Raw genomic sequence first — 26,260 nt, 5'->3', positions numbered from 1 at the left:
CGTTTCAGTACATTAATTACTGCTTTCCGCCATTCCGAAACTGACTTCACTTTCTTCTGCCAAATTAATGTTTTTAATTCCGTCAATCAGTGCATCGGGGTTAAAAGATATGGAGTTGATACCTTGTTCCACAAGAAATTGGGCAAACTCCGGATAATCACTTGGTGCCTGTCCGCAGAGTCCAATTTTTGTATTGGTTTTATGGGCGGAAGCAATCACCATAGCGATCATTTTTTTCACTCCAGGATCAGTGGCATCAAAAATATCACTTAAGAGTTCTGAATCGCGATCCACACCCAAGGTCAATTGGGTAAGGTCGTTGGAACCGATGGAGAAGCCATCAAAAAAATGTGCGAATTCTTCGGCCAGAATTACGTTGTTGGGAATTTCGGTCATCATGTAGAGCTGTAGGCCGTTTTCAGCCCTTTTCAATCCATAATCAGCCATTAGGTCAACTACTCTTTCTGCTTCCTTAAGGGTGCGGCAGAAGGGAATCATAATCTTAATATTATTAAAACCCATATCCTCCCTGACCATTTTCATGGCCTTGCACTCCAATTCAAAGGCTTCCTTATATTTGGGATGATAATAGCGTGATGCTCCCCTAAAACCGATCATGGGGTTGGACTCCAACGGTTCAAATTCCTTGCCGCCTATTAAATTGGCATATTCATTGGATTTAAAATCACTGGTGCGCACTATAACATCTTTGGGATAAAAAGCGGCTGCTATGGTAGCAATGCCCTCTGCCAGTTTATGCACAAAATAATCAGCCTTGTCAGGGTAGTGGTGGGTGAGTTTTTCAATAAGCGTTTTGGCCGAAGCATCTTTTAGATGGTCAAAATGTTTTAAGGCCATTGGATGGATTTGTATAGAATTATTGATGACAAATTCCAATCGCATGAGTCCAACGCCGGCGGTGGGGTAAAATGATAGTTTGAAGGCCTGTTCAGGATCTGCTAAAATAAGCATGGGCTGGGTTGTGGGTTTCTTAAGTGATTTGGTATCCACCACCTTTTCATCCCATTTGAGTATTCCCTCATAGACCACCCCAGTGTCCCCATCTGCACAGGAAATGGTAATGTCCTGGCCGTCCTTGATTGTTTTTGTGGCATTAAGGGTGCCAACAATGGCTGCTGCACCTACCTCACGGGCAACAATGGCCGCATGACTTGTGCGTCCCCCTTGGTCCGTAATAATACCGGCAGCTTTTTTAAGGATGGGATCCCAATCGGGATCGGTCTTTTCCGTGATAAGAATTTCCCCTGGTTGTAGTTTGTCGGATTCTAGTGGGCTATGGATAATCCGTGCTTTCCCAGCCGATATTTTGTTACCCAGGCCCATTCCCCTCGTAATTTCCTTACCTTTTTCCAGTAAGGTATACGTAGATATTCTAAGTTTATCTTTTTTTGTACTTTGCACTGTTTCCGGTCTAGCCTGCACTATGAACAATTCATCGGTCAGTCCGTCCTTAGCCCATTCTATATCCATTGGACGTCCGTAATGTTCTTCAATGATTATAGACCATTTGGCAAGTTTTATTACCTCTGCATCGGTAAGTACAAATTTTTTCTGTTTTTCTATTTTGGTGTCTAGGTTAAGGGTACCACTGCCTGAGCTATCATAAATCATGGTTTTTTCCTTGCTGCCCAACTTTCTTGAAATTATGGGTTGGCGAATACTGTTTTTTAGACTAGTTTTATAAACGAAGTATTCGTCCGGATTTACACTACCCTGAACTATATTTTCGCCTAGGCCCCAAATACTGGAAACTAGAACTACCTTATCAAAACCAGTGTCCGGATCTAAGGTGAAATTTACTCCGGAACTGGCCAAATCCGAGCGCACCATTAACTGAACGCCTATGGATAGCGCTACCTTGGTCTGATCGAAATGATTGTCTTCGCGGTATTTTATGGCCCTATCGGTAAACAGGGAGGCATAACATTTATGACAGGCAGCTATCAATTCATCAAAGCCCTTTACATTAAGATAGGTTTCCTGTTGCCCAGCGAAACTGGCATTGGGAAGGTCCTCTGCCGTAGCACTACTGCGGACCGCCAAGGAAATTTGCGGACCGTATTTCTTGACCAGTGCATAATATCCTTTTTCAAGGGAAGATTTAATGGCTTGTGGAAAATCCGCATTGGCAATACTTGCTCTTATAGCACTCCCTACTTCACGTAAATTGGAAAATTCTTTCTTATCCAATTTTTCAATCTCGGCGAATATGGAATCCTTTAATTCCGCTTCTTTTAGGAAGAGCCAGTAGGCGTCCGAGGTGGTGGCAAATCCGTCAGGTACCTGTATTCCCTTTAAGGTTAGTTTCTGGTACATTTCACCTAATGAAGCATTTTTGCCTCCTACTTCGGGTACATCGTTTATATCTATTTCGTTAAAGTGCTTTATGTAGTTTTTCATCTCCAATATATGATATGGGTTGTTGACATTATTTATAGAGATGTTGGTTTTATTTCTACTACCTGGAAAATTGGGGGAACTAACCTTGACGATTACTTTTCTAGGTCTCTTTTCTTTTTCCAGTAATCTCTACTATTTTGATGCGATAGACCGTTGGAGTTCCACGAGAGTACAATTTGCTTGAAAATTCACTTATAAATTCGGTTTCCCGTTGCTCTTTCTCTAGAATAAGACCTTTTACCCCTTCTGTAAATTGATGCAACTTAAATTTGGCATCGGTTCCTTGAAGTTCTTCATAGGTACCATGGGCCATAACCGATTGCCAATTATTGGATGACCTTACTTCCTCTACTAGTAATGTTACCGCAGTATTCTCGCGCATGGCATCTATCTTATGTCCGTCTGCTGAATAACTTATTAGGGAATGATCATCCTTGTCATAATAATAGGTAATTGGGAGGACATAAGGCTTATCCTGAAATATATATCCCAAGTGTCCGGTGTAGTTGCCTTTTAGTAAACGAATACTTTCGCTAGTGGTCAAATTTGTCATATTCCGCTTTATAATCTTTAAACTATTCTGTGGTACTATTATGGAATCCCTTAAAAGGCATTTCATATAAATGCGTGATAGGATCAAATCTAGTTCCTAATATCTTGGTAAAATATGATATTGGTCAGTTTCAACGTCTGGGTGCGGAGGGTTTAGTAATTAGAGGTAGTGGAATGACTTGGGTCATTGTAGAGGTCTTAAGGATGGAATAATTTGCTGCCAATAGGTAACGCAACCCATGTTTACTCTAATTAATTATTTTAAACTTAAATGTTCATGAAAAATATTCTATTTGGTTTATTAGTTTTTGGATTTTTCATCCAATCCTATGCTCAAATTATTCCTACAGTGGAGCTATCGGAGGTTTCGGTCTATGCTACCAATTACAAGTATCTTAACGATATGGACACTGGGGAGTTGGCCTCCATACCAGTGAAGCTATTGCAGCAAAAGGTCGCGACCTATGATATTAAAAGTTCCGAATATTACCAAGACGATTATGATCTTTATAATATTATCTTTTTTATTCCCGAAGGTAAAATTCTAGCCGCGTATGATGCCGATGGAAAGTTATTGCGTACTGCTGAAAAGTTTAAAGATATTAATCTGCCAACAGCGGTAAGGAAGGCTATTGCAGATCGTTTTCCTGAATGGGTTATTACAAAAGATATTTATTTGGTCTCCTTTACCGATGCCACAGGAGCTAAGAAAACTTATAAGGTTAAATTGGAGAACAGGGATAAAATGTTGAGGGTAAAATTGGATGAAACAGGAAAATTTCTTTAAGAATTTTTTGGGGTGTTAGCTTTTGCATATCAATTCACAGTATCTAATCCTAAATTTGGTTCAAGGACATTTCTATGGCGTAGGAAATATTGGGACGCCTATGTGATGTCCTTTCATTATAGATTTATAGAATTCCTAGAGCGGAAGAAATTGGGTATATTGGTATGGGATTATTGGTAATTTGGAGTTTTTCGGAGAAATGGGATCCAGAACGATAGATTGTTGCTCCAATATTCGCCTTCGTACAAATATGAAACTCTTGTTCCAAGCTGGTTTGATTAATAAGGAATACCCTAAGCCTAAAAACAGATATGATTTTTCTCATATTCTATAACGTATATTTCCTTTTATTTTGAGTTATCATATTTTATATAATCCATGAGGAATTTATTATTGATCTATTGTCTTTTTCTGTTGTTATCCTGCGGAAACAAACAAGAAAAGATTTTTCCCACTAAAATCCATTTAACGGAATCTGTATATGCTTCCGTAACCGTGCAGCCAGACAGTCTGTATCAGGCGTATGCCCCTGTAGCGGGTATTTTGGACCGTAATTTGTTGGAGGAGGGGGATTTGGTGAGTCGGGGAACGCCAATTATGCAAATTGTGAACAGTACCCCAAAACTCAACGCGGAAAATGCCCGATTGGCCCTTCAATTGGCACAGGAAAATTACAACGGAAGTTCGGCGGTTTTAGGTTCGTTGAAAGATGAGATCCAATCAGCAACCTTGTCCTTTAAAAACGATTCCATGAATTATTTAAGGCAAAAGAGGCTCTGGGATCAAAATATTGGTTCAAAAGTGGAGTTCGAGAACCGTAAGTTGGCTTATGAAATTTCAGGAAATAATTTAAAGCAACTTAAAAATAAGTATGTCCAGACTAAGAACGAACTTTCTACCCAAGTGCAGCAAGCGCGTAACAATTATAATACTTCACAGATTTCCACCAAAGATTTTACCGTTAGTAGTAAGATCAACGGGAAGGTATATGCCTTGTACAAAAATCCTGGGGAAATAGTAAATACAATGGAGCCATTGGCATCAGTGGGCAGTGCTACGGATTTTATAATTGAATTGTTGATAGACGAAGTGGATATCGTAAAACTTCAGGTGGGCCAAAAGGCCCTTGTTACTTTGGATGCTTATGGGGATAAGGTCTTTGATGCCAAAGTGAGCAAAATATATCCCAAAAAGGATGAACGCTCACAGACGTTTAAGGCAGAGGCCATTTTTATCAATCTACCCAAAGCCCTTTACCCTGGTTTGGCAGGGGAGGGAAATATAATTATTTCTGAAAAGGAAGGTGTCCTGACCATTCCCAAGGAATATTTGTTGGAGGGGAACAAGGTAAAGACCCCGGACGGACTTGTTGATGTTATTCCCGGACTGCAGAATTTGGACCGCGTAGAAATTATAAATGGCATCAATGAGACCACGGAAATTTTAAAACCGGAAGAATGATCAACTGGAAGGTCATATTGAACATCGCCAAAACCCATCTGCTCACCAAGATGAAATCTACGGTCACCGCCTCCCTAGGGGTTACCTTTGGTATCGGGGCTTATATTACTTTGGTAAGTTTTATGACTGGGCTCAATGAAATGCTGGATAGCCTTATTTTGAACCAAACGCCCCATATCCATATCTATAATGAGATAGAGCCCTCGGATAAACAGCCTGTTGCCCTTTACCAGGAATTTGAAGATGCCTTTAATGTGGTGAATTCCGTTAAGCCAAAACAAAGTCAGAAGAAAATTCATAATGGTCTGCCTATCCTGAATTATCTAAAGATGGACAAAAAGGTTTTTGGTGCCACCCCCCAATTAAGGGCACAGATCTTTTACCTTTCGGGATCTATAGAATTAGGGGGTAACCTGGTAGGAGTGGATATTATGGAAGAGGCAAGACTCTCCAATATTGGTGATTATATAATAGAGGGAACGGCCCAAGAATTAAAAAATAGTGAAAATGGCATACTTTTAGGAGCTGGTCTTGCCAAAAAAATGTCGCTAAGAAGAGGGGATCGTGTCCAGGTCAGCACCATAAAGGGAGATGTTTTTCCACTAAAAATTGTGGGCATATACCAAAGTGGTATTGCCGATATAGATAATATTCAAAGTTATGCCAATCTAAAGACGGTACAACGTATTTTGGGGGAGGCCCAGAACTACGTCACCGATATCAATGTAAAATTGTACGATATTGAAAAAGCCACGGCCATGGCAAGTAGTTTGGGTAAAAAGTTTCAAGTAAAGGCAACCAGTATCAATGAGGCCAATGCCCAATTTGAGACCGGATCCAATATCCGTAACCTGATTACCTATGCCGTGTCCATTACCTTATTGATCGTTGCCGGTTTTGGAATCTACAATATCCTTAACATGCTTATTTATGAAAAAATGAAGGATATTGCCATATTAAAGGCTACAGGGTTTTCGGGTACCGATGTACAACTTATTTTTATGAGTCAGGCCATGATCATTGGGGCAGTAGGAGGTATTCTTGGGTTATTGGTTGGGTTTGTTCTTTCCAAACTAATAGATAATGTGGCTTTTGAAACCGAGGCGCTGCCAACCATTACCACTTATCCCATAAACTATAATATTTGGTATTATATTATCGGCATTTCCTTTGCCCTTATTTCGACCTTCGTTGCCGGTTGGTTGCCTTCCAATAAGGCAAAGCGCATAGACCCTGTGCGGATTATTAGGGGAACTTAACCTGGAAAAATGGACTTCGTTTTAGAAACTAAAAACATCAATAAATACTTTGAAAAGCCCGTGGAATTTCATGTGCTCAAGGATATTTCTTTCGGCATAAAAAAGGGCGAATTTGCCTCCATCATGGGTAAATCGGGATCAGGGAAGTCTACGCTGCTTTATATTCTGTCTACCATGGATACGGATTATACCGGTGAACTATATTTGAACAACAAATTGATTACAGGGCAAAATCATCATAAACTGTCCCGGATCCGAAATAAAAATATAGGATTCGTTTTCCAGTTTCATTATTTGCTGTCAGAGTTTAGTGTACTGGAAAATGTGATGCTCCCGGCCAAAAAATTGGCAGAGAAGTCCCTTGCGGAAATAGAGCACGACGCCATGGAAAAATTAAGAATGTTGGACATAGAAAAGTTGGCCCACCAACGTGCCTCGCGGATATCCGGTGGAGAAAAACAACGGGTTGCCATCGCCAGGGCTTTGATAAATAATCCTTCGATTCTAATGGGGGACGAACCTACAGGGAATTTGGACAGTCACAATTCCGAAAATGTCTTCAGTATTTTTAAACGTCTTAAAGAGGAGGAAGGTCTTTCCCTTTTGGTAGTGACACATGACGAAGACTTTGCCAAACGTACCGATCGCATCATCCAGATGGAGGATGGACGTATTTTGGATTAAATTGTTTCTCGTTAACGCTTGTATTGCACCAGTACAGCTCTATTCAAAATCCTTGGGATGTGGATGTTTCCAAGGGGCACGATAATCCCTTTTCAAAAGCGCCGTTGCCTCCGCATCATTTACCACTACAATATTTTTGGGATCATAGATCAACGGTCTTCCAGTAGCCATGGCCATATTGGCCAAAATGCAGCTGGCTGTAGATACATGTCCTTCACGGATATCGGCAATAGGCAATGTGTTATTATCAATGGCGGCGAGGAAGTCCAACATATGCAATCTGGTCGCAGGGGCAGCATTTAGTTCTATATCCTTTTCGGTAAGGTCCTCTGGATATTTCTCCTTTTCATAAATTACGTCCATATGGATGTTTTCCCCATTTCCATGGGGCACAAAGTCGTATCTCATAGTGCTACCAGACAATGTTCCTTTTTCCCCATAAAGTTTAAACGACCATGGGTAATCAGGGTCTGCAGGGGTTCCCCAACTTCTATGCTGCCATACGCAGTTGAGTTCCTCATATTCAAAGATAGCTGTTTGGGTATCCGCTATGTTGGATTTCCCGTCTTTTTGTACATAGATTCCCCCAGTAGAACTTATTCTTTTTGGCCAATCCAACTCTAGCATCCACCTTACGGTATCCAACATGTGCACACACATATCGCCCATAATGCCATTGCCGTATTCCATAAAGGTTCGCCACCATCGTCTGTGAGGGATTCCATCATAAGGACGCAGGGGAGCGGGTCCGGTCCACATTTCATAATCCAAAAAATCGGGAACCTTTTCTATGGGAGGATTGCCATTGGCCCTCATATGGTAATAGCAACACATTTCCACATGGGAAATTTTTCCCAATAAGCCGGCGTCAACAATATTTTTTTTTGCATCTATTAGATGCGGAGTACTCTTACGCTGGGTTCCAACCTGAACTACCCTGTTATATTTTCTGGCGGCAGCTACCATGGCCTCGCCTTCAATGACATCAACACTGATTGGCTTCTGTACATAAACATGGGCACCGGATTTTAAGGCTTCTATGGCCTGTAGGGCATGCCAATGATCTGGGGTACCAATAAGCACAATATCCAAATCCTTTTCTGCAAGCATTTTTCTGTAGTCTCTATAAGTTCTAGGGGTTTTTCCTGACGGCTGCCTAAGACTGATGAGGTTCGCTGCTTCTTTTAGTAAATTGTCGTCCACGTCACAGATCGATACCACATCCACTTTGGTGACCTGCATAAGCCGAAAAAGATCGCTTTTTCCATACCAACCCGTACCAATTAGTCCAACACGAAGCGGTTTATCCCTATAAATAAGTTCCATACCATAGGATCCAAAAGAGGAGAGTGCCAGAGATGCCGCAGCTCCTTTTAAAAAATGTCTTCTGTTGATGTTGAAAATCTTGGTATCCATGGTCGATTTTGGTTTTTTGGTTTTCAAAAAATACGAAATAACTCCAATTCTAAACGATAATTCTGTATAAAATTTTGAATTGTGATCTATTGTGATGTCCGTAATTCCAGTTATAGTTTTATATGGGTATGTTTCTTGATGGGCACTGTTAGCTGTTCAATTTTGTCCAGCCCAAAATCTATATATAATTTTATAATTGCCGCTACCGACCAGGCTTGATGAATACAACCTTTTCCCTCCTGGGGATCACTGCCGTTAAAAATCTCGGAAATGCAATGAATGCCATTATCTTGATAAAAATGTTCGCGTAAAGGCTCCAATTCCAGCATTACTTTTTTCTTATTTTCTGGGGAAGGACCATAGATTTTGAAATAGGCCTGATAATATTCATAAAGAAGAAAAGGCCATACCGTTCCTTGATGGTAGGCATGGTCCCGTGACCATTGATTACCTTCATAGTTCGGTTTATAGTCAGGACTATCCGGATCCAAAGTACGCAGTCCAAAGGGGGTATAAAGTTTATTCTCCACGGCCTCAAAAATGGTCTTCTGCTGGTCGTTGTCCAAAACCCCAAAAGGCAGACTAAGACAGTATATTTGATTGGGTCGCAGGGCATTGTCCTGTGATACCCCGGGGATGATCACATCGAATAAGGTTCCTTGTGGATTGGTGAAAAACTTGGTGAAATTGGATTCAAATTTGGCAATTAATTCGAGGTAACGGGATTCTATTTCAATATCAAGAATTTCACAGAAATTTTCGTAAATCTTTAGAGCATTATACCAAAGCGCATTGACCTCCACAGGGCAGCCTATTCTTGGGGTAATAACTTTACCACCTACAATGGCGTCCATCCAAGTAAGCTGTACCTTGCATTCCCCACCGTAGATAAATCCTTCTTGCGTAATGTGAATATTGTAGCGGGCGCCCGTAATATGCTGGTCCAATATATTCTTTAATATTTCAATATGATCTTTTAGGAATGCAATATCCTTGAACTTTTTTTGGTAGTCATAGCTGGCCACAAAAAGCCAGAGCGTGGCGTCCATAGTATTGTAATGAACAGGGTCTTTGGCGTTATCCGGAAATCGGTCCGGGATCATCCCCTGATCCACACTTTTAAAAAAAGTATTCAAAATGGATTTGGATAGCTCTTTTTTGCCTGTGGCTATGGTTAGTCCGCGCATTGCGATCATCGTATCCCTTCCCCAATCCGTAAACCAATGATAGCCGGCAATGATGGACAAGCTATTGGTAGAATTTCTTTGGACCATAAATTGATCACCAGATATCATAAGATCCTTAAAGAATCCAGATGGGAGTTTTTCTTTGTCAAAGTCATTTTTTTTACCTTCTAAGGATAGGATTTCTTTAATTCCTTTCCCTACCATTTCCTCCTCTATGGTAAAATATAGCATAATATCTTCCCCTGGCGGCAGTTCATGTACTAGATATCCTATTCTGTAATAATCGCAGACCGAACCTAGGCCGCGGGCTTTACCCTTGGCAAGGATGATATTCTTGAACCAGCATCGTGCCTCAAAATAATGTCCGGCTGTCCACCCGGTAAAAACTGGATTACTCCCATATTTCGGGTAGGTTCTTAAGTGGTCATTATTGAACTCGGTAAAAAAATCATAGCATGCAGCCTCGTGAAAAGTGGTATGAAAATCGTTGTAGGCATACAGAGGATGCAATTCTAGGACCAGTGGTTTTTTTCCAGTGTTGGTATAGGTTAGTACAGAGGTGTTGGATCCGGTTATCATTTGTACGTTTTTGCGCAATTCCCAATCACTATCGGCAAATCTCCAAGTAGGAGAGGGGTCAACATCAAAATTCTTTATATATTTTCCTCCTTCCGGAAATATCACTTTGGGATATTGATTAGTGGAAAGATTATGATAATGGCCATCTATTAGAACGCGTTCTTCAATCTTTGCCACGACCACGGTACGATCTGTAGGTGGCTCAAGGGCAGCGACTAATAGACCGTGGTACTGTCTTGTATTGCAACCGTTGACAGCACCTGAGGCATAACCTCCCAATCCGTTAGTAGCCAACCATTCTTTTTTAAATAAATTTTTCAAATTACAATTATATTTCTTCCATTAAATTTACGACCAAAGCAGTCCATCCGGTTTGATGTGAAGCTCCTACACCTCTACCACTGTCCCCGTGAAAATACTCATAAAATAGGATCAGGTCCTTAAAATGAGGGTCTTGGTATTTTTCTTTGTGTAATTGGTGAACGGGTCTGTTGCCGTTCGTATCCCTTTCAAAAAGTTGAATCAGTCTTTTCCCAATCTCATCACTAATGTCCTTTAAATTCATCATATTGCCATTAGCTGTTGGATAGGAAAATTTCAACTTATTGCCGTAGTAGCTATGGTATTCCCTTAAGGAATTGATGAACAAATAGTTCATGGGCATCCAAATAGGGCCTCTCCAGTTGGAGTTTCCTCCAAAAAGTCCAGTGGTGGACTCCGCTGGTTCATAATTTATCCCATAGGATTTTCCATCTATCTGAATGGTGTAAGGGTTTATGTGAACCTTGGACAGGGATCTTATGCCATATTGGGAGAGAAACTCCTTTTCATCTAAAATGCTTCCTATCAACTTTTGCAAGCGATCTTTTGGCACCAATGATAATAACACATCCTGATCTTCAAAATACTCCTCCATGACCTGATATTTTGCGTTCTCTATGCGGTGTCTACGAAACCATTCCATACTTTTTCTAAACCGCGGAAGTTTGTCCAAGTATTCTTTTTTGATGTTTAATACAGCTGTAAGGGATAACAATCCTGAAATGGACCGCACTTTGATAGGCGTGGAATCGCCATTCGGAAATACCAACTTGTCATAGAAAAACCCGTCATTCTCATCCCAAGAACCATTATAATCCTGACTTATATTGTTCAAAGCTTCTGCAATAAAAACAAAATGTCCAAAATATTTCATGCACATATCCTCAAAAGATTGGTCATCAAGGGCTATTTCCAAAGCCATTTCCAACATGTTTAGGCAATACAATGCCATCCATGAGGTACCGTCCACTTGTTCCAAGACACCGCCTCCCGGAATATCCCGACTACGATCAAAGACCCCAATATTGTCCAGGCCTAAAAACCCGCCTTCAAAAACGTTGTTTTCAAGGCTATCTTCCCTGTTTACCCACCAGGTAAAATTAAGGGCCAGTTTATTGAACATCCGTTTTAAAAATACAAGGTCCCCTTTACCGGTCTTATTTTTCTCTATTTGATAAACCTGTAGGGAGGCCCAGGCCTGCACAGGTGGATTAACATCGCTGAAATTCCACTCATATGCCGGTATCTGCCCGTTTGGTGCCATATACCATTCTTTGGTAAACAACAACAGTTGATCCTTGGCGAAACTGGAATCTACCAAAGCCAAACTAACACAATGGAATGCGGTATCCCAGGCTGCGAACCAGGGATATTCCCATTTGTCGGGCATGGCAAGGATATCGTGGTTCCTCAGTGTTTTCCATTGCTTGTTTCTGCCGTTAAATCTACTCTTTGGCGGGGGCATCTCGTTATGATCGCCTTTCAGCCACCTTTCCACTTCGTAATTGTAATATTGCTTGGACCATAATAGACCTGCAATAGCCTGTTTCTGTATTTCTTTGGCTTCTATAGAAGCCGATTTAAACGTGGTATCCAGAAAATCCTGGGATTCTTGGATTCTGTTAGTAAAAGCAGTTTCGTAACGCTTATCGAAGGGGGATTCCAAGGACGAGGCGGTCAATCTCAATTTAATGGTTTTTGTTTCCCCTCCCTTAAGGTGCATCTCATATAAAGGTGCGAATTTGGTGCCCTGGGTATTTTTGGAAATTATGGAATAATCGTTGTTCACCACAGATTTGTGAAAGAGATCTTTCTTATTGGGATGGTCGTTGGGCTGTGCGTAGACCTTTTCCATATTGGTTTCGTTCTCAGTAAACAGCAGTCGGCTTGGCGCTTCAAAATATAGGTTGTATTTGCCAACATAAATATGGTCTATGGAGACAAAGGTCTGGTCTTTTTGGGTCTGTTTTTTTATGATGGGTTTTTCTGGCATGCCTACGAAACTCCACAAATTTCTGGTCCAAAGGGTAGGTAGAAGATGTAGGGGGGCAGACTTTGAACTTCTGTTGACAATGGAAACCTTTATGAGAATATCTTCATTATCCGCCTTGGCATATTCCGTTATGACATCAAAATATTCATTGTTATCTAGAATACCGGTATCCAAAAGCTCATATTCATATTCGTGTTTTCCCCGCCTCCTGTTTTCTTCTACTAATTGTACATAGGGAAATTCATTCTGAGGATATTTGTACAGATGCTTCATATAGGAATGCGTAGGGGTATTCTCCAAATAATAATAAAGCTCCTTAACATCTTCCCCATGATTCCCTTGTGGCCCTGTAAGGCCAAAAAGTCGCTCCTTCAGAATAGGGTCCTTGCCGTTCCATAAGGCTATTCCAAAGCATATATTGCAATATCGGTCGGATATACCCGCAATTCCATCTTCTCCCCATCTGTAGGCCCTACTACGGGAATCTTCATGGGAAAAGTAGTTCCACGCATCTCCATCCGGACTGTAATCTTCCCTAACCGTACCCCATTGCCGCTCACTCAAATAGGGACCCCATTTATGCCAATCCTTCGTTTTCGATCGGGAATCGTCCAATCGTTTTTGTTCTTGAGCTGTTCTTTCTTTAGTCATTCTGTAATATCAAAAAAAGGTCATGCGGTTGATTAGCGTCGTTTGCATCCGGCACCTTTGAATTCTATAATTAAAGATAGGATATGTTTAACACATATTTATCCCGTCTATAGTTTAAATGATAACTTGGATGGCATTTTTTTTGAGGCTAATGATCAAAAAAAATGGCGTTAAACTTCCTGTAAGATTTGTTTCTAGCTGTATCCCATATTCAGGATGGCCACCTTAAAACCAAGTTAGATTTGGAGAAAAAAATAAGGACAGTGTTTATGTGGCCATAGCCACAATGAACTGTAAGGTCAATAAGAAATATGATGTGGCAGGAAATGTTATAGGAATTGGCTATACTCTCAACAAATACAAGATCTTGCCAAAAGTCATGGATTTGGATAGTCATAAGGAGTCCATGAAGTTGTCATCGTATGAAAATTTATTCTCTTATATGAATGACCAAAATTTGAGGCAGTTAATGGATATTTGAGGAATTGAATAAAATAGATGCAGATAAAACTTTTGCAGAAATATCATAAATAAGGTAGAGCTTACGCGATAGGGGAAATTACTGAATTTTTAACATAATTTGTGCTATGGCACAAAAATGTACATTGTACGTTTCCAAATAAATCTATATCTTGACCAACCAATTTGCCCTTTAAATTTTTGTTAGGAGGCAATTGACAATCAATTTAAAATTAAATCAAAAATAACTAAACAAACAAGTAACACCATGACCAATATTAAAAACAGTAGAAGGGATTTTGTTAAGAGCAGTGCCCTGGTAACAGGAGCAATGATTTTGCCTACCATGCAAATGGATGCTATGGTAAATGTAGCTAACGACAAGAAGTTGAAGATAGCCTTAATTGGTTGTGGTGGTCGTGGTACAGGTGCGGCACAACAGGCCTTAAAAGCGGATCCCAATGTTGAATTGGTGGCTATGGCCGATGCTTTCGAGGATAGGTTGCAGGGAAGTCTAATGAATTTGCAGAAGGAGTTTAAGGATACCAAGAAGGTAAATGTTCCCAAGGCCAATCAGTTTGTTGGCTTTGATGGTGCTGAAAAGGCCATAAACATGGCCGATGTAGTAATTTTGGCAACTCCTCCAGGGTTTAGACCACAGCATTTTGAATATGCCGTTAATGAAGGAAAGCATGTATTTATGGAAAAGCCAGTGGCTACAGACGTACCGGGTGTAAGAAAGGTTTTGGCTGCAGCGCAAGTGGCAAAGGAAAAGAAATTAAATGTAGTGGTTGGTCTTCAAAGGCATTATCAGGACAACTATTTGGCGGGAATAAAGCATATAAAGGATAATAAGATAGGAAAGATTGTTTCCGGGCAGGTGTATTGGAACAGTGGTGGTGTATGGGTAAGGGAAAGACAGCCCGGACAGTCCGAGCTGGAATACCAAATGCGTAATTGGTATTATTTTAACTGGTTATGTGGAGATCATATTTTGGAACAGCACATCCACAATATAGACGTTGCTAACTGGTTTATTGGGGAATACCCAGTATCGGCACAAGGCTTTGGAGGAAGACAAGTAAGGACAGGAAAGGACCACGGTGAAATTTTTGATCATCACTTTGTAGAATATACCTATCCAAGTGGTGCGGTAATCGCCAGTCAGTGTCGCCATATGCCGGAAACCATGAGTAGGGTAGCGGAATCATTCCAAGGAACCAAGGGCACCATTGAAACCTATGGGGATAATACCTTTATAAAGGATTATGACGGGGGAGAAATTTTTACCCATCGTGGAAAGGACGATCCAAACCCTTACCAAGTAGAGCATATTAAGCTTTTCGAATCTATAAGAAATAAGGGAGTTATAACGGATGCGGAAAATGGTGCTATGAGTACAATGAGTGCCATTATTGGTAGGATGGCAACTTATTCAGGTAAGGTAATTAAATGGGAAGAAGCAATGACTTCCAACATTGACTTGGCTCCGGACAATTTAACTTGGGATTCACCAGCACCGGTACAGCCTAATGCCGATGGTACCTATAATATTCCTATTCCAGGAAAGACGGTTGTGATTTAAGATCTAAATTCAGTAATAATTAATCCCAAACTTTCTATAAACTAAGAAAGTTTGGGATTTTTTATTGGTTTCTTTGGCTTTAATTGAAGAAACGATCTAATTTAAATGAAGCTAATCTCCAATACTTTTTTATTAACTGTTTTGGCCCTGATATTCTTAAGTGTCTTTTTCCGATTGTTTTCCACATCTAGGACTTTTACGGTATATTTCTCGTGATCGAATACTTTGGGAGCAAAGGTGTTCGTTGCCATACGAATGGAATATACTAGCTGATCCTTGTTGTCATAAATTGAAATAACCGGTTTTCTTGCATCCATAACCTTTATGGTGGGCAACCAGGCTACAGCCTTTTTACCAAAATTGTCCTCTTGTTTAATAGTGATGGGCCACCCGGGAAATTGTTCATTTTTTGTACTACCAGGGTCGGCATATCTGGGCCAACAGGCCGTGGTTATGGTTCTTTCTTTCTTGTTGAAGGTCACCAATCCAAAACCCGTTGCTCTATTATGTATAATGGCAGGCTCAATCCCGGTGTTGAACGGATTGCCCACTGCATGCACGGATATTTTATTTCCGAATCCGTCTTCATGGTCTCCAACATAGGCTGGGTTTTCAAAGGTATGGGAATCACTGTTTACTTCTGGCCAGAATCTTCTGGGCCAAATATTGTTCAAGGCTGGTCCGGCAAAAGCATAACCACTGTCTCCATGTTCATCCGTACCATATTGGATAAAACTACCCAAATGTTGATCACCGGCTATGTGAAAGGCAAAACATTTTCGAATGGACGCTACGGCCTTATCCCTTTTATTTGCCGGCCAACCGTTGGAATCCATATCTACGGTAGGGACATCCCCAAGTACGTATTCTCCCTTTTTAGGAATAGGTAAGGAGGGTACCACATCATCGTTAAGTGCGGTTTTTGGTAAGGTGGCCACCGTGGCAAAATTGGTCTGGGATAACACTACTTTCATCTCTACTCCATTGTTCCAGTCTTGGGTCCAATGATCAATGAAATCGTGTTGCCGCTGCCCCAAAAGCACTGCATCAATATCCTTGTGTTTTTTTATATCAAATTCCTTGTTCTGTATCCATCCGTTCCTTACTTGGGCCTCGGGAGGTAAAACATGCTTGGGGGCCGATTTAAATTTTCGGTCCTCCAAGATGGCAAAACTAAGTCCGGCATAGTTCCAAGTTGTATAATATACGTCGATATTCTGTTGTACGGGGGTAGGGTCGTAGGGATCTGGTAAATGACTGGTTTGGGTAAATTGTACCATGTTGACCCATTCGGCAGGCATTTTATATCCGCCCGAATCCTGTGCCAGCATTCCATAGCCTTCACTGGTATCGGCCTTTTTTCCGCCCTCGCCCCATACATTGCCATGATAGACATCATGATCATCTGGGATTATGGCGCAGGGTTTGTGTCTAAACAATTCTCGGTAAGACCAACCGAACATCATCCATTTTCTAAGGTAATCCAGACATAGATTGTCCAGATCGCCACTTCGTTCTGCACCATATCCACCGGTACCCTCGTAAAATTGATCACCCAGGAAGAGAACAATATCAGGATTTAATTTGGACACATTTTCATAAACGTCGTTATCAGGAAAACCATAGTGGAAGTTACAGCTAAATACAGCGGCGGAAACCGATTCCTTATCCATTGGTTCTTGGGCTATGGTGCCGTCATAGGTGTACTGGTGGGTTTCATTTTTTAAAGGAATCTCTACCAGAATACGGTATGGGACATCCGTGTTGGAAGTCCAGTTTTCAACAACGAAGTTCATTGCTCTTCCTATATGTTCCAACTTGGTATAATTGGCGGTTTTCCAAATTCCTTGCTCCTTGAATTGTAGCATAATGGTATGACCTTCAATTTCTTCAATAGGAGCTAATTGTGCTGTTAGTTTTAACTTTTGGTCATGAAGGGTGTATTGGGCAAAGCAAATGGGGCCGTATAGTTGGTCTTTGTTTGAAATAAGATTATCTGCAGATATGTTCCAATGGGAAAACGAGGCAGAAGGTTGGGATGCGTGGATCTTAGCCGTTTTTACATCGGCGAGTAGGGCAAAATTGCCAATAACACTGCTGCTATCAACCGCTATATTTTCTTGTGTATGGATTGGTTGATCGGTTATGGAATCCAGTATCAAAACCTTTAAAAGGTATTGGTTTTGGGAAGGGGAAAGCTCCACCACTAAGCTGTAATTGTCTGGAATTTGTGAAAGTTTGGTAGCAAAGGTTGCATCTCCTACCTGTAGGGTACCACTAGGATTTAGTCCTATATCGAGCCCTTTGCCAAAAACTGCCGCGGATCGGTAATCTTCAAAGGGACCTTTACATCCCAGTCGTATTCCCAAACAACCTTTATCGGTAGGTGATATATTATTATTTAGTACGTTAATTTCCACGCTTGCCTTTAATGGTGACAGGTAATCTGTTTTTTGAACGGTCAATAATTGAAGGTTTCTATTTTCAGCACTAATGCTGCAAACGACCGTCCCATTTTTAAGTCGCCAATCCTGCAATCGGTTTCCCCAATATTCCGGACCTACCCATTTCATATCTGGCCAGTTGTGCCAATTGCTCTTAAATTGTATTGTTTCAAGTATTTTATTGTGGCCGACTAATCCAAAAGGGAATGCCGAGGCGGAAAAGCTGGGCAATAGGGTTCCGAGCGCTATAGTCTTGATGTATTTTCTTCTGTTCATTTATCGTGATTTATACTATGGTTGTATTAAAGGATAACTATCGTCGTATTGGTAAAGCTGTCGTTTTTTCCATTCTGCCCCTTCCAAAAATAAGGGGTGGGGGAGGGATACATCCCAATTTCCTAATTTTTCCAAGAGGTCTCTGGTAATTTCCAAATTGTCGAGGGCTATGTTATGCTGTTCAGCAATGTCTGAAGGAAGATGGAACAATAGGGGCAATCGATCTGGAAGTCGGATCAATTTATAGTCACCTTCCCTTATGGCCGCACTAATGGTAAAGCGCCACATGAGATTGTCATGGGGTATTTGGTTGCTATCTTCCATAAGGTGAGGCATTAAATCGGTACCGCTAAAAGGGTGCTCTTTTACATTTCCACCTGCCAAAGACAAGAAGGTAGGGGCAAAGTCCAGTGATGAGACCATATGGGAGTAGGTTTCTCCAGAGGGCAAGGTTTTGGGCCAATTTAATATAAAGGGTACATGTACCCCTCCTTCCAACAAGGTGCCTTTTTTGCCGTTGTATGGGGAGTTGATGGAACCGTTATCTATGGGTCCACCATTGTCACTTATAAAAACGACAAGGGTGTTCTTGTCCAAATCATGTTCCGCTATGGCATCTATAATCCTACCCACATTTACGTCTAGCCTATGTACCATTGCCGCGTACGTCTGTCTTTTTTTATCCTGTATATGTCCGTATAATGCCAAATCAGCTTCGATAGCCTGCATAGGGGTGTGGGGTGCATTAAAGGAGGCAAACAGAAAGAACGGCTCATTTTTATGTCTTTTTATAAAATCGACACATTCATCACCCTTGTCGTCAGTAATATAGGTGATGGGATGTGGGGTCTTATAATTGCATTCAAGGGGGGCCATGTATCCCTTTCCTTCTGGGTTGGATTTGAAGTAATCATGTCCGCCCCCGCGATAGCCCCAAAATTCGTCGAAGCCTCTTTTTAAAGGGTGGAATTGATTCTCATAACCTAAATGCCATTTTCCGATAATACCGCTTACATAGCCTAAGGGCTTTAGATGATCGGCTATGGTCTTTTGTCCTATGGGCAAACCAAGGAATTGGGGGTCGAATCCAGGTTGGGTGTTTGCTAGATTGTTGTCGTAACCAAATTCCACTTGATTGATGCCAGTTAAAAAACCGGCTCTAGATGGGCTACAAACTGCAGAGGAAACGTAGCCCTGCGTACAAAATATCCCTGTTTGGGCCAATTTATCTATGTTAGGGGTCTTTATCTGTGTACTTCCGGTAAAACTTAAATCCCCATAGCCAAGGTCATCGGCAACAATAAACACAAAATTGGGCCTGTCATCTGTTGCGTTGGTCTTATCATGGCTTTTTTGTGAGAATAATGCAAATGAGAATAGATAGATTAAAATATGGAAATTGGGTTTCATGGATTGAGAATAGCTTATTTGGAAGTTAATATTAAAGTCAAAATAGTTGGGCACGTATGAGCTGTTTTCATAAATAGAACCTATTTATAAGATTAAGTGACAAAACTAAATAGTAAACATTCAGTATAATTAAAAATGGGATGCCCGTTTTTACAACAGGGCATCCCAAATTTAAACTAATTATAGTAACTCAAATAGTTATCCCTATTCCCATCCTGGGTTCTGTTCCAGCTGGGGATTTAACACTATTTGGTCGGAAGGTATGGGTTCCAAATAATAATGTTCCGGAACCCCTGGCGGCATTCCAAAAGGAGACACATAACCTTCTGCAGCTCCTCCTTGGACAGGTAAATTGTTGCCATAATCGGAATTAACAACCCATCTTCCCAGCTTTTCCTCGGCACCATATTCTACGAGCTTTTTCCAACGCTTAATATCGAATACCCTTCCCAAGCCCTCTCCTAGGAATTCTATACCTCGTTCGCGCCTTATTTCCCACAGCGCAGGCGCTACGTCTGCATCCCTGGTAGGGTCATTGGGGATACTTGCCAAGTTCAAGGGTGCCACGGCTCCTCTGGTCCTTAATTTATTGATGGTAGCATCCGCTACTTCTTGGGTAAATTGACCTAATTCATACATGGCCTCCGCATGATTTAAAAATACCTCTCCCATTCTAAATATTGGGGCATCGTGGGAATCCCTATTTTGTAGCCTACTTATTTTATTCGAGAATTTATAGAAGGCGTATCCGGTATAAGTTACATTATACCCATGTCCTTCATTAAATTTTCTAAAGTGAGGCGAGGTTCTTACCACAAGGCCCCGCCAATTTATTGTTGGTAGTGTTTTATGGGTATCATCACTCAGTGTGGCCATTAAATCAATATATTCCCTACTCTTTGGGTCGGAATCATATTCCCAGGTTAATTGGTTTTGACCACCAGTGTATACCCTAAATGGTGGAGGGGTATTGAAGTATAATCTGTGGTCACGATTTCTAAATTCGTCATAGGCATCTTGTTCCCCATCAAATAAATCACTTGTATGGATCGTCTCACCGTCCAAGCACAGGTATTGGTCCACGGCTTTTTTGGTAAGGTCCCGGTGACCTATGGAACTTCTGTTGTAATGGGACCATCTTCCGTTCTGGACTCCAAACTCATAGGCTTTGTACAACAAAATTCCTTCTACCCCATTTAGGGTCTCACTATTAAATACCTCGTCATAACTGGAATGTAGATTGGGATGATCGGCAATTAGTTGAGTGCTGGCGTCAACGCTAGCTTGTAGATATCGAGTTTCATCACCAAGACCATGATATTTCCTCCAAGTACCTTCATAAAGACCAAATCTTGAAATTAGGGCACGAACAACATCCGTATTTATAGTATTGGGGCCACTGCCTTCAGGATTAATTATGTTTTCAGCCTCCAATAGATCATTCAATACAAATTGGGACAATTCATTTCTACTGGTTTTAGGACCGTACAGGATATCTTCGTCCACTTCGGTAAGTGATTTGTCTACCCATGGCACTTCACCATAATTGGCGATCAACTGCACGTATTCATAGGCTCGGAAAAAAAGTCCGACACCTTTCCAGTGTTGTTTTTCACCGTCCGTTAATTCACTATTGTCTATGTTGTCTAACATTAGGTTAGCGCGCCGTATATTAATATAAGAGTTACTCCAGAGACTGGAGGAAGAGGGCACGGTCTTTCTTTGCCATAAAAGTTCATCCCCTTGGGTTCCCGCATTATTGACCAAAAGGTCACTTCCCATTTCCCTATTGATTGGAGTTAAGTCCCAATACCCAGGAAAGGAATTGGCATACATGGACCAGGCATAGGTTTCGAAATTGCTATTGGTTGTAAAGGTGGTTGATACAGTTAATTGATCTTTTGGAAGTTTTTCCAATATTTCATCTGAACAGGAACTTCCGATAAAGGTTAAAAGAATTATTACTCTTGTATATATTTTTTTCATCTCTCTGAAATTAAAAAGTTAAGTTAAGACCTATGGAATAGCTTTTGATGAAGGGATAGATTCCCCCACTTCCCTGTGTGGCCAGTTCCGTATTAATTCCGTCTGGGTAATCATTAAAACTAAAAAGGTTCTCTCCCGCAATATAAAGTCTTAGTTTGTCTATACCATTTTTCTTCAAAATGTCCGTCGGTAGGGAATAACCAAACGTTAAATTCTTTATCCTTAAATAGGCGCCATTTATCATATACTTGGTCTGTGTACTTCTACTAATCCCGTAATTAACGCCACCCAAGGGGTAGTTTCTAGGGAAAAATGCATCCCTATTGTCCGGGGTCCAATAGTCCAACTGAGATTTATAAACCACCGAAAATTCGTCCAAATAAGGAAAGCGGACCCTATTGTTAACATAAACGTCCCGTTTTCCAACGCCGTTGGCCAGAAACGAAAAGTCGAAATTTTTATATTTAAAATTACCAAAAAACCCATATTGATAATTTCGGGTAGAATTGCCAATAATGGTTCTATCCCCTGAATCTTCTAGGGTGTTATTACCATCAGTGATTATTCCATCTCCATCTTGATCGATATATTTGATATCCCCGGGATTTTGTGTGCGTCCTTCCCAATATGGGATTCCAGCTTTTAAGGTGCCACCGGTCAAATAATTTGGACTATTGGGGTCTTCGTTAAGTGTACCAGGCTCAAAATCGTCAACGGTGTAGTAACCATCCGTGGTATAGCCCCAAATTTCACCCAACTCTTGGCCAACATAATATTGGCTCAAAAGGCCCGCAGGATTGTCAAATTTGGTAATTTTGGAATTATAATCATAAAGAGTAGCCCCTATATTATAGCTAAACTCTCCTATTTTATCGTTCCATGAAATACCTAATTCCCATCCTTGGGACTCCAGATCCGCCACGTTTTCCAAGGGTGCCGCGGCTCCTAAAATTCCTGGAAGTTCTGAGCCAGGAGCCAACATATCCAAAGTTTTTCTGTTGAACCAATCAAAGGAGGTAGAAAGTCTGTTCATAAAAAATGCAGCATCGAACCCAAGATTTAGAGTTTGAACCGTTTCCCAAGTAAAAGTAGAACTAACCAAATTGGGAAGTAGTAAAGTTGAATAACGAGTACCCGTTTCTTCGTTCAGCCAGTTTATTGTCCCTGTATCCCCATAGTCGGTTATACCAAGCCCAGGAACTGCAGGATATAGTGAGGGGGTGTTTTGGTTTCCTATTTCTCCCCAAGAGCCTCTCAGTTTTAGGCTGGATAAAAATCCAATAGACTTCATAAAAGATTCCCGGCCCAAGTGCCAACCTCCGGAAAAGGAAGGAAAGAAGCCAAATCTGTTACCCTCAGGAAAACGGGAGGAGCCATCATATCTGCCGCTCACTTCCAAAAAGTACTTCTCAGCGAAGTTATAGTTGAGCCTTCCGAAATAACCCAATACCGACCATTCTCCATAGGAGTCATCCGTTGTTTGAGCACCTGTTGCACCTGACAGGGAGGGGAGGTCAACATTGATAAGATTGTTTCTTTGGGCATCAAATGATTCAAAGCTATTTTCTTCACTGTTTACTCCGGCTAGGATACCAAAGTTGTGCTTTCCTATACTCTTATCATATTTACCGTAAAAATTTAACGCATTGTAATTGGTCTGGGTATTTTCTTTTCGGAAAAAAGTGTTCACAGGATCTACAGCGTTTAAAACAAACCTTTCTGGATTAACGGTCAAGATTTGATTGTCACTAGTTGTTCTGGTTAGGTTTTTTTTCTCAAAAGTATATTCTCCGATCAGGTTAAGACCTTTGGCCAAATTGAAATCCAGTTTTTGGAAGAACCTAATATTGTCGTTGAGAATTTTAGGAGCAACTTTTAGTAGTTCTCGATTGGCCGGGGTGTCATATGGTACTTCTGTGCCATCTTCGAAGATGTGGTTGCCCCTGGCAGGGGTATAAGGGTTGAAACTTATTGAATTACTGTAGCTTCCCAGCGGTGTTTTCCTAGTACTATTCCTGTAAATGATATTGGTCGTGGACGTTAATTTGGAGGTTAGTTTACTTGTTAAGGAAGCGTTAACATTATATTTTTTAAAGCTATCATTCCTTGTTATAATAATGCCATCCTCGTCACTGAAACCAGCAGAAATTCTATAGCTTGTTTTTTCGCCTCCCCCGCTAAAATCAAAATTATGTATTTGGGTAAATCCAAGATCGTTTATCCATTCCCCGATCAAATCGGTATCCGCCAACGGATAACGCAACCCATTAAATTCCGCATATCCAAGGGGATATGAAGATGGATTTTCCTGGTACTCATCCAAAAAGCCCACCCAGGCAGGGATATCTTGACCTGTCCAAAATGGATTGGTACCCCAGTCGTTGATAGCATTTATAAATGAATAGGTGGAGGCTTTGTCAGGGATATCCTCTGGATATAAGAAACTAAAGGTAGAAGAATAATTGAATTTAATGGGCTGGTCGGTAGCCGGAGTTTTAGTAGTAATTAAAATTACACCAAATGCGGCCCTAGCTCCATAAATAGAAGTTGCTGAGGCATCTTTTAAGACGGTAATGGATTGTACATCCTGAGGGTTGATATCATCTACGGATACTGGTACATTGTTCATAAGAATTAATGGACTACCTCCGTTAATGGAAGTTGTTCCCCTAATATTGATGCCCAAACCAGAGGCTCCAGGTTGTCCTGAATTAGTGGTTATCTGTAATCCAGGAATAGTTCCCTGTATGGCCTCAATTGGGTTTGTTATAGGACGGTTCGCTAAAATATCCTCCATATCTACGGAACCTGTGGCTCCAGTTACATTAGCCTTTTTTTGAATCCCAAAACCTACAACGACGACTTCTTCCAATAAAGCGGCATCTTCTTCTAGTTTAGCATTAATGGTACTATTGTCATTTACCTGGATTTCTTGTGATAGGTACCCTAGATAGGAAAATATCAATACATCCCCTTTGGACGTATTAATACTGTAGTTACCGTCAAAATCCGCTACGACTCCCTTGGAAGTACCTTTTATCGTAATTGAAGCCCCTGATAAGGGAACTTCTGCCATATCTGTCACCATTCCTTTAACTTCCATTTCCTGAGCTTGTATAGCACAACTGAGGAACAACATGAGTAGGAAGAATCCTTTTGTAATTAGTTTTTTCATTGATTTAGTTTAAATTATTAATCGGTTGATGTTAATGTTAGAAAAATTCTTTTCGAGCTAATTTTTTTTTAGTGCTTCTATCCATATTTTTTTGGCTTTAGTGTTGATCTAGAGTTGGCAACTTTTTTAAACCCATTCCATTTTCATGAAATGGGCTTTGAAAAACAACTAACTCAAACAACTTAATAGGTAATTCAATATTCACAACTTAATAGGTGTCCTTTATCCAGTTATAGGGTTTTCTTTTTATCCAAGTCCCCCTTGTGAAATCCGGAAAATCCTGTGGTTCCCCATTATTCTCTATGGATAGTTCGGAGAGTGGCGTAACCGCACTCCAAGCCGCAGCGTCATAGGCATCCATTGGTGGAGCACTATTTTCCTTGGCCGACTCAATAAAGGCGTTTATTACATAAAAATCTATTCCTCCATGCCCAGCTTCGGTAGCACTGCTTCCGAATTTTTTCCAAAGGGGATGATCGTATTTTTCGAACCACGAATCCATATTTTCCCATCCATGTCCTTCTGTGGTACCCTCAATATGGATACGTTGTGTGTGGTAGTCAAAATCTGTAAGTCCTTGTGCCCCTTGAACTTTAAATCCTAAGGAGTAGGGGTGGGGATTATTAACATTGTGGGTAACGATAATGGTCTCCCCATTGGAGGTTTCTATAGTAGAGGTAATGATATCTCCCTGCTTAAATTTTAGTTTGGCATTGGGATGATTTTCACCAGCTGTATCCACAATGTATTTGTGCAGACCAACACCTTTGGTAGCATGTGAGGTCAATGATAAAAATCTGTTGCCCCTATTTATATCTGCCATAACAGCGATAGGTCCAAGACCGTGGGTTGGATAGACGTCCGCATTTCTCAATAATGAGTGTTGCGTCCTCCAAGCTGATTCGGAGATACCCTTGTCGCCAAATTCGACACCTTTTCCGTAGGCAGTTTTTCCGTCATTGAATTTTACTCCGCGTAGATCATGCTGATATCCACATCTGAAGTGTAATAATTCTCCAAAGACATTCTGTTTTACCATATTTAATACGGCAAGTACATCCCTTCTATAATTAACATTTTCCAAGATCATTAGATGGGAACCGGTTTCTTCATGGGTGTTGACCAAGTCCCAACATTCCTCAAGGGTATTGGCGGCCGATACTTCAAGACCGGTATATTTACCGGCTTTCATGGAATCTACGGCCATTTTGGTATGCCATAGCCAAGGTGTGGCAATGACCACAGCGTCTACTTCTGCCAGTGACAAAAGGTTTTTATAATCCTCTTCATTTTTTCCAAACACTTTGGCCTTCTTTTGACCTGCCTTTAGTATATGATCCTGCGCAATATCTATTCTGTTTTGATCTATGTCACATATAGCAGTGACCAAAACATCTGTTCTTTTTAGTAGGTTGTCCAAGTGATTGGTTCCCCTTAGTCCAACACCAATTACCCCAACTCTTATTTTTTGGGAGTCCTTTATGAAACTATGTCCTAAACTAAGATTGGGCAATAATGCTATACCAGCTCCAGTAATGGTAGTCTTTTTAATAAAATTTCTTCTCTGATTCATATTTTGCTTAAATGGCTACTTCTTGTTAATGTTTCGCAAAT

General features: G+C 40.8%; 15 protein-coding genes. 5 read left to right on the top strand and 10 right to left on the bottom strand.

The genetic code is table 11. The features are described from left to right. Nucleotides 1-12 precede the first annotated feature (12 nt). Nucleotides 13-2,421, bottom strand: coding sequence for a phosphoenolpyruvate synthase (gene ppsA / locus B9Y87_RS05250; RefSeq protein WP_085496900.1), 2,409 nt, complete (start codon nucleotides 2,419-2,421; stop codon nucleotides 13-15). A gap of 100 nt (nucleotides 2,422-2,521) precedes the next feature. Next, nucleotides 2,522-2,974 carry a pyridoxamine 5'-phosphate oxidase family protein gene (locus B9Y87_RS05245; protein WP_085497536.1) on the bottom strand — a complete coding sequence of 151 codons (453 nt, stop codon included), beginning with the start codon at nucleotides 2,972-2,974 and terminating at the stop codon, nucleotides 2,522-2,524. A gap of 276 nt (nucleotides 2,975-3,250) precedes the next feature. Between B9Y87_RS05245 and B9Y87_RS05240 the strand changes: the two genes are divergently transcribed. The 4 genes from B9Y87_RS05240 to B9Y87_RS05225 all read left to right on the top strand — a co-directional run bounded on the left by B9Y87_RS05240 (nucleotide 3,251) and on the right by B9Y87_RS05225 (nucleotide 7,164). Next, nucleotides 3,251-3,760, top strand: coding sequence for a nicotinate-nucleotide adenylyltransferase (locus B9Y87_RS05240; protein WP_085496898.1), 510 nt, complete (start codon nucleotides 3,251-3,253; stop codon nucleotides 3,758-3,760). Between the two features lie 378 nt (nucleotides 3,761-4,138). Next, on the top strand, nucleotides 4,139-5,221 hold the full coding sequence (locus B9Y87_RS05235; protein ID WP_085496896.1) for an efflux RND transporter periplasmic adaptor subunit: 1,083 nt from the start codon (nucleotides 4,139-4,141) through the stop codon (nucleotides 5,219-5,221). Beyond that, on the top strand, nucleotides 5,218-6,480 hold the full coding sequence (locus B9Y87_RS05230; protein ID WP_085496894.1) for an ABC transporter permease: 1,263 nt from the start codon (nucleotides 5,218-5,220) through the stop codon (nucleotides 6,478-6,480). Before B9Y87_RS05235 ends, B9Y87_RS05230 begins: the two co-directional genes overlap by 4 nt. 9 nt (nucleotides 6,481-6,489) lie before the next feature. After that, nucleotides 6,490-7,164: an ABC transporter ATP-binding protein gene (locus B9Y87_RS05225; protein WP_085496891.1), complete on the top strand. Its 675-nt coding sequence runs from the start codon at nucleotides 6,490-6,492 to the stop codon at nucleotides 7,162-7,164. Between the two features lie 39 nt (nucleotides 7,165-7,203). On the opposite strand, the gene B9Y87_RS05220 is transcribed toward B9Y87_RS05225, so the two are convergent. The 3 genes from B9Y87_RS05220 to B9Y87_RS05210 form a co-directional block, all read right to left on the bottom strand. Then, nucleotides 7,204-8,607 (bottom strand): Gfo/Idh/MocA family oxidoreductase, encoded by a 1,404-nt coding sequence (locus tag B9Y87_RS05220; protein WP_245808654.1) that lies wholly within the window; start codon nucleotides 8,605-8,607, stop codon nucleotides 7,204-7,206. An 83-nt stretch (nucleotides 8,608-8,690) separates the two neighbouring features. After that, the gene (locus B9Y87_RS05215) at nucleotides 8,691-10,667 is read right to left on the bottom strand and encodes an amylo-alpha-1,6-glucosidase (protein WP_085496889.1); all 1,977 of its coding nucleotides are present in this window, start codon (nucleotides 10,665-10,667) and stop codon (nucleotides 8,691-8,693) included. Nucleotides 10,668-10,674: 7 nt separating this feature from the next. Then, nucleotides 10,675-13,311, bottom strand: coding sequence for an MGH1-like glycoside hydrolase domain-containing protein (locus B9Y87_RS05210; protein WP_085496888.1), 2,637 nt, complete (start codon nucleotides 13,309-13,311; stop codon nucleotides 10,675-10,677). 727 nt (nucleotides 13,312-14,038) lie between these two features. Between B9Y87_RS05210 and B9Y87_RS05200 the strand changes: the two genes are divergently transcribed. After that, entirely contained in the window at nucleotides 14,039-15,355 is a 1,317-nt protein-coding gene (locus B9Y87_RS05200) for a Gfo/Idh/MocA family protein (protein WP_085496885.1), read from the top strand. 101 nt (nucleotides 15,356-15,456) lie between these two features. Here B9Y87_RS05200 and B9Y87_RS05195 read toward each other — a convergent pair whose 3' ends face one another. The 5 genes from B9Y87_RS05195 to B9Y87_RS05175 all read right to left on the bottom strand — a co-directional run bounded on the left by B9Y87_RS05195 (nucleotide 15,457) and on the right by B9Y87_RS05175 (nucleotide 26,219). Further along, entirely contained in the window at nucleotides 15,457-18,075 is a 2,619-nt protein-coding gene (locus B9Y87_RS05195; RefSeq protein ID WP_085496883.1) for an alkaline phosphatase D family protein, read from the bottom strand. A 15-nt stretch (nucleotides 18,076-18,090) separates the two neighbouring features. Beyond that, nucleotides 18,091-19,485, bottom strand: coding sequence for a sulfatase-like hydrolase/transferase (locus B9Y87_RS05190; RefSeq protein ID WP_085496881.1), 1,395 nt, complete (start codon nucleotides 19,483-19,485; stop codon nucleotides 18,091-18,093). 204 nt (nucleotides 19,486-19,689) lie between these two features. Continuing rightward, nucleotides 19,690-21,471, bottom strand: a complete 1,782-nt coding sequence (locus B9Y87_RS05185) for a RagB/SusD family nutrient uptake outer membrane protein (RefSeq protein WP_085496879.1) — start codon at nucleotides 21,469-21,471, stop codon at nucleotides 19,690-19,692. Between the two features lie 10 nt (nucleotides 21,472-21,481). Continuing rightward, nucleotides 21,482-24,646, bottom strand: a complete 3,165-nt coding sequence (locus B9Y87_RS05180) for a SusC/RagA family TonB-linked outer membrane protein (protein WP_085496877.1) — start codon at nucleotides 24,644-24,646, stop codon at nucleotides 21,482-21,484. Nucleotides 24,647-24,854: 208 nt separating this feature from the next. Further along, complete coding sequence (locus B9Y87_RS05175) at nucleotides 24,855-26,219, bottom strand: Gfo/Idh/MocA family protein (protein WP_085496876.1); 1,365 nt, start codon at nucleotides 26,217-26,219, stop codon at nucleotides 24,855-24,857. Nucleotides 26,220-26,260: the final 41 nt, after the last annotated feature.

The sequence above is a fragment of the Arenibacter troitsensis genome, assembly GCF_900177645.1.
GTDB lineage: Bacteria > Bacteroidota > Bacteroidia > Flavobacteriales > Flavobacteriaceae > Arenibacter > Arenibacter troitsensis.
Note: the sequence above shows the minus strand (reverse complement) of the source record. Positions and strands in the feature narration are given on the sequence as shown.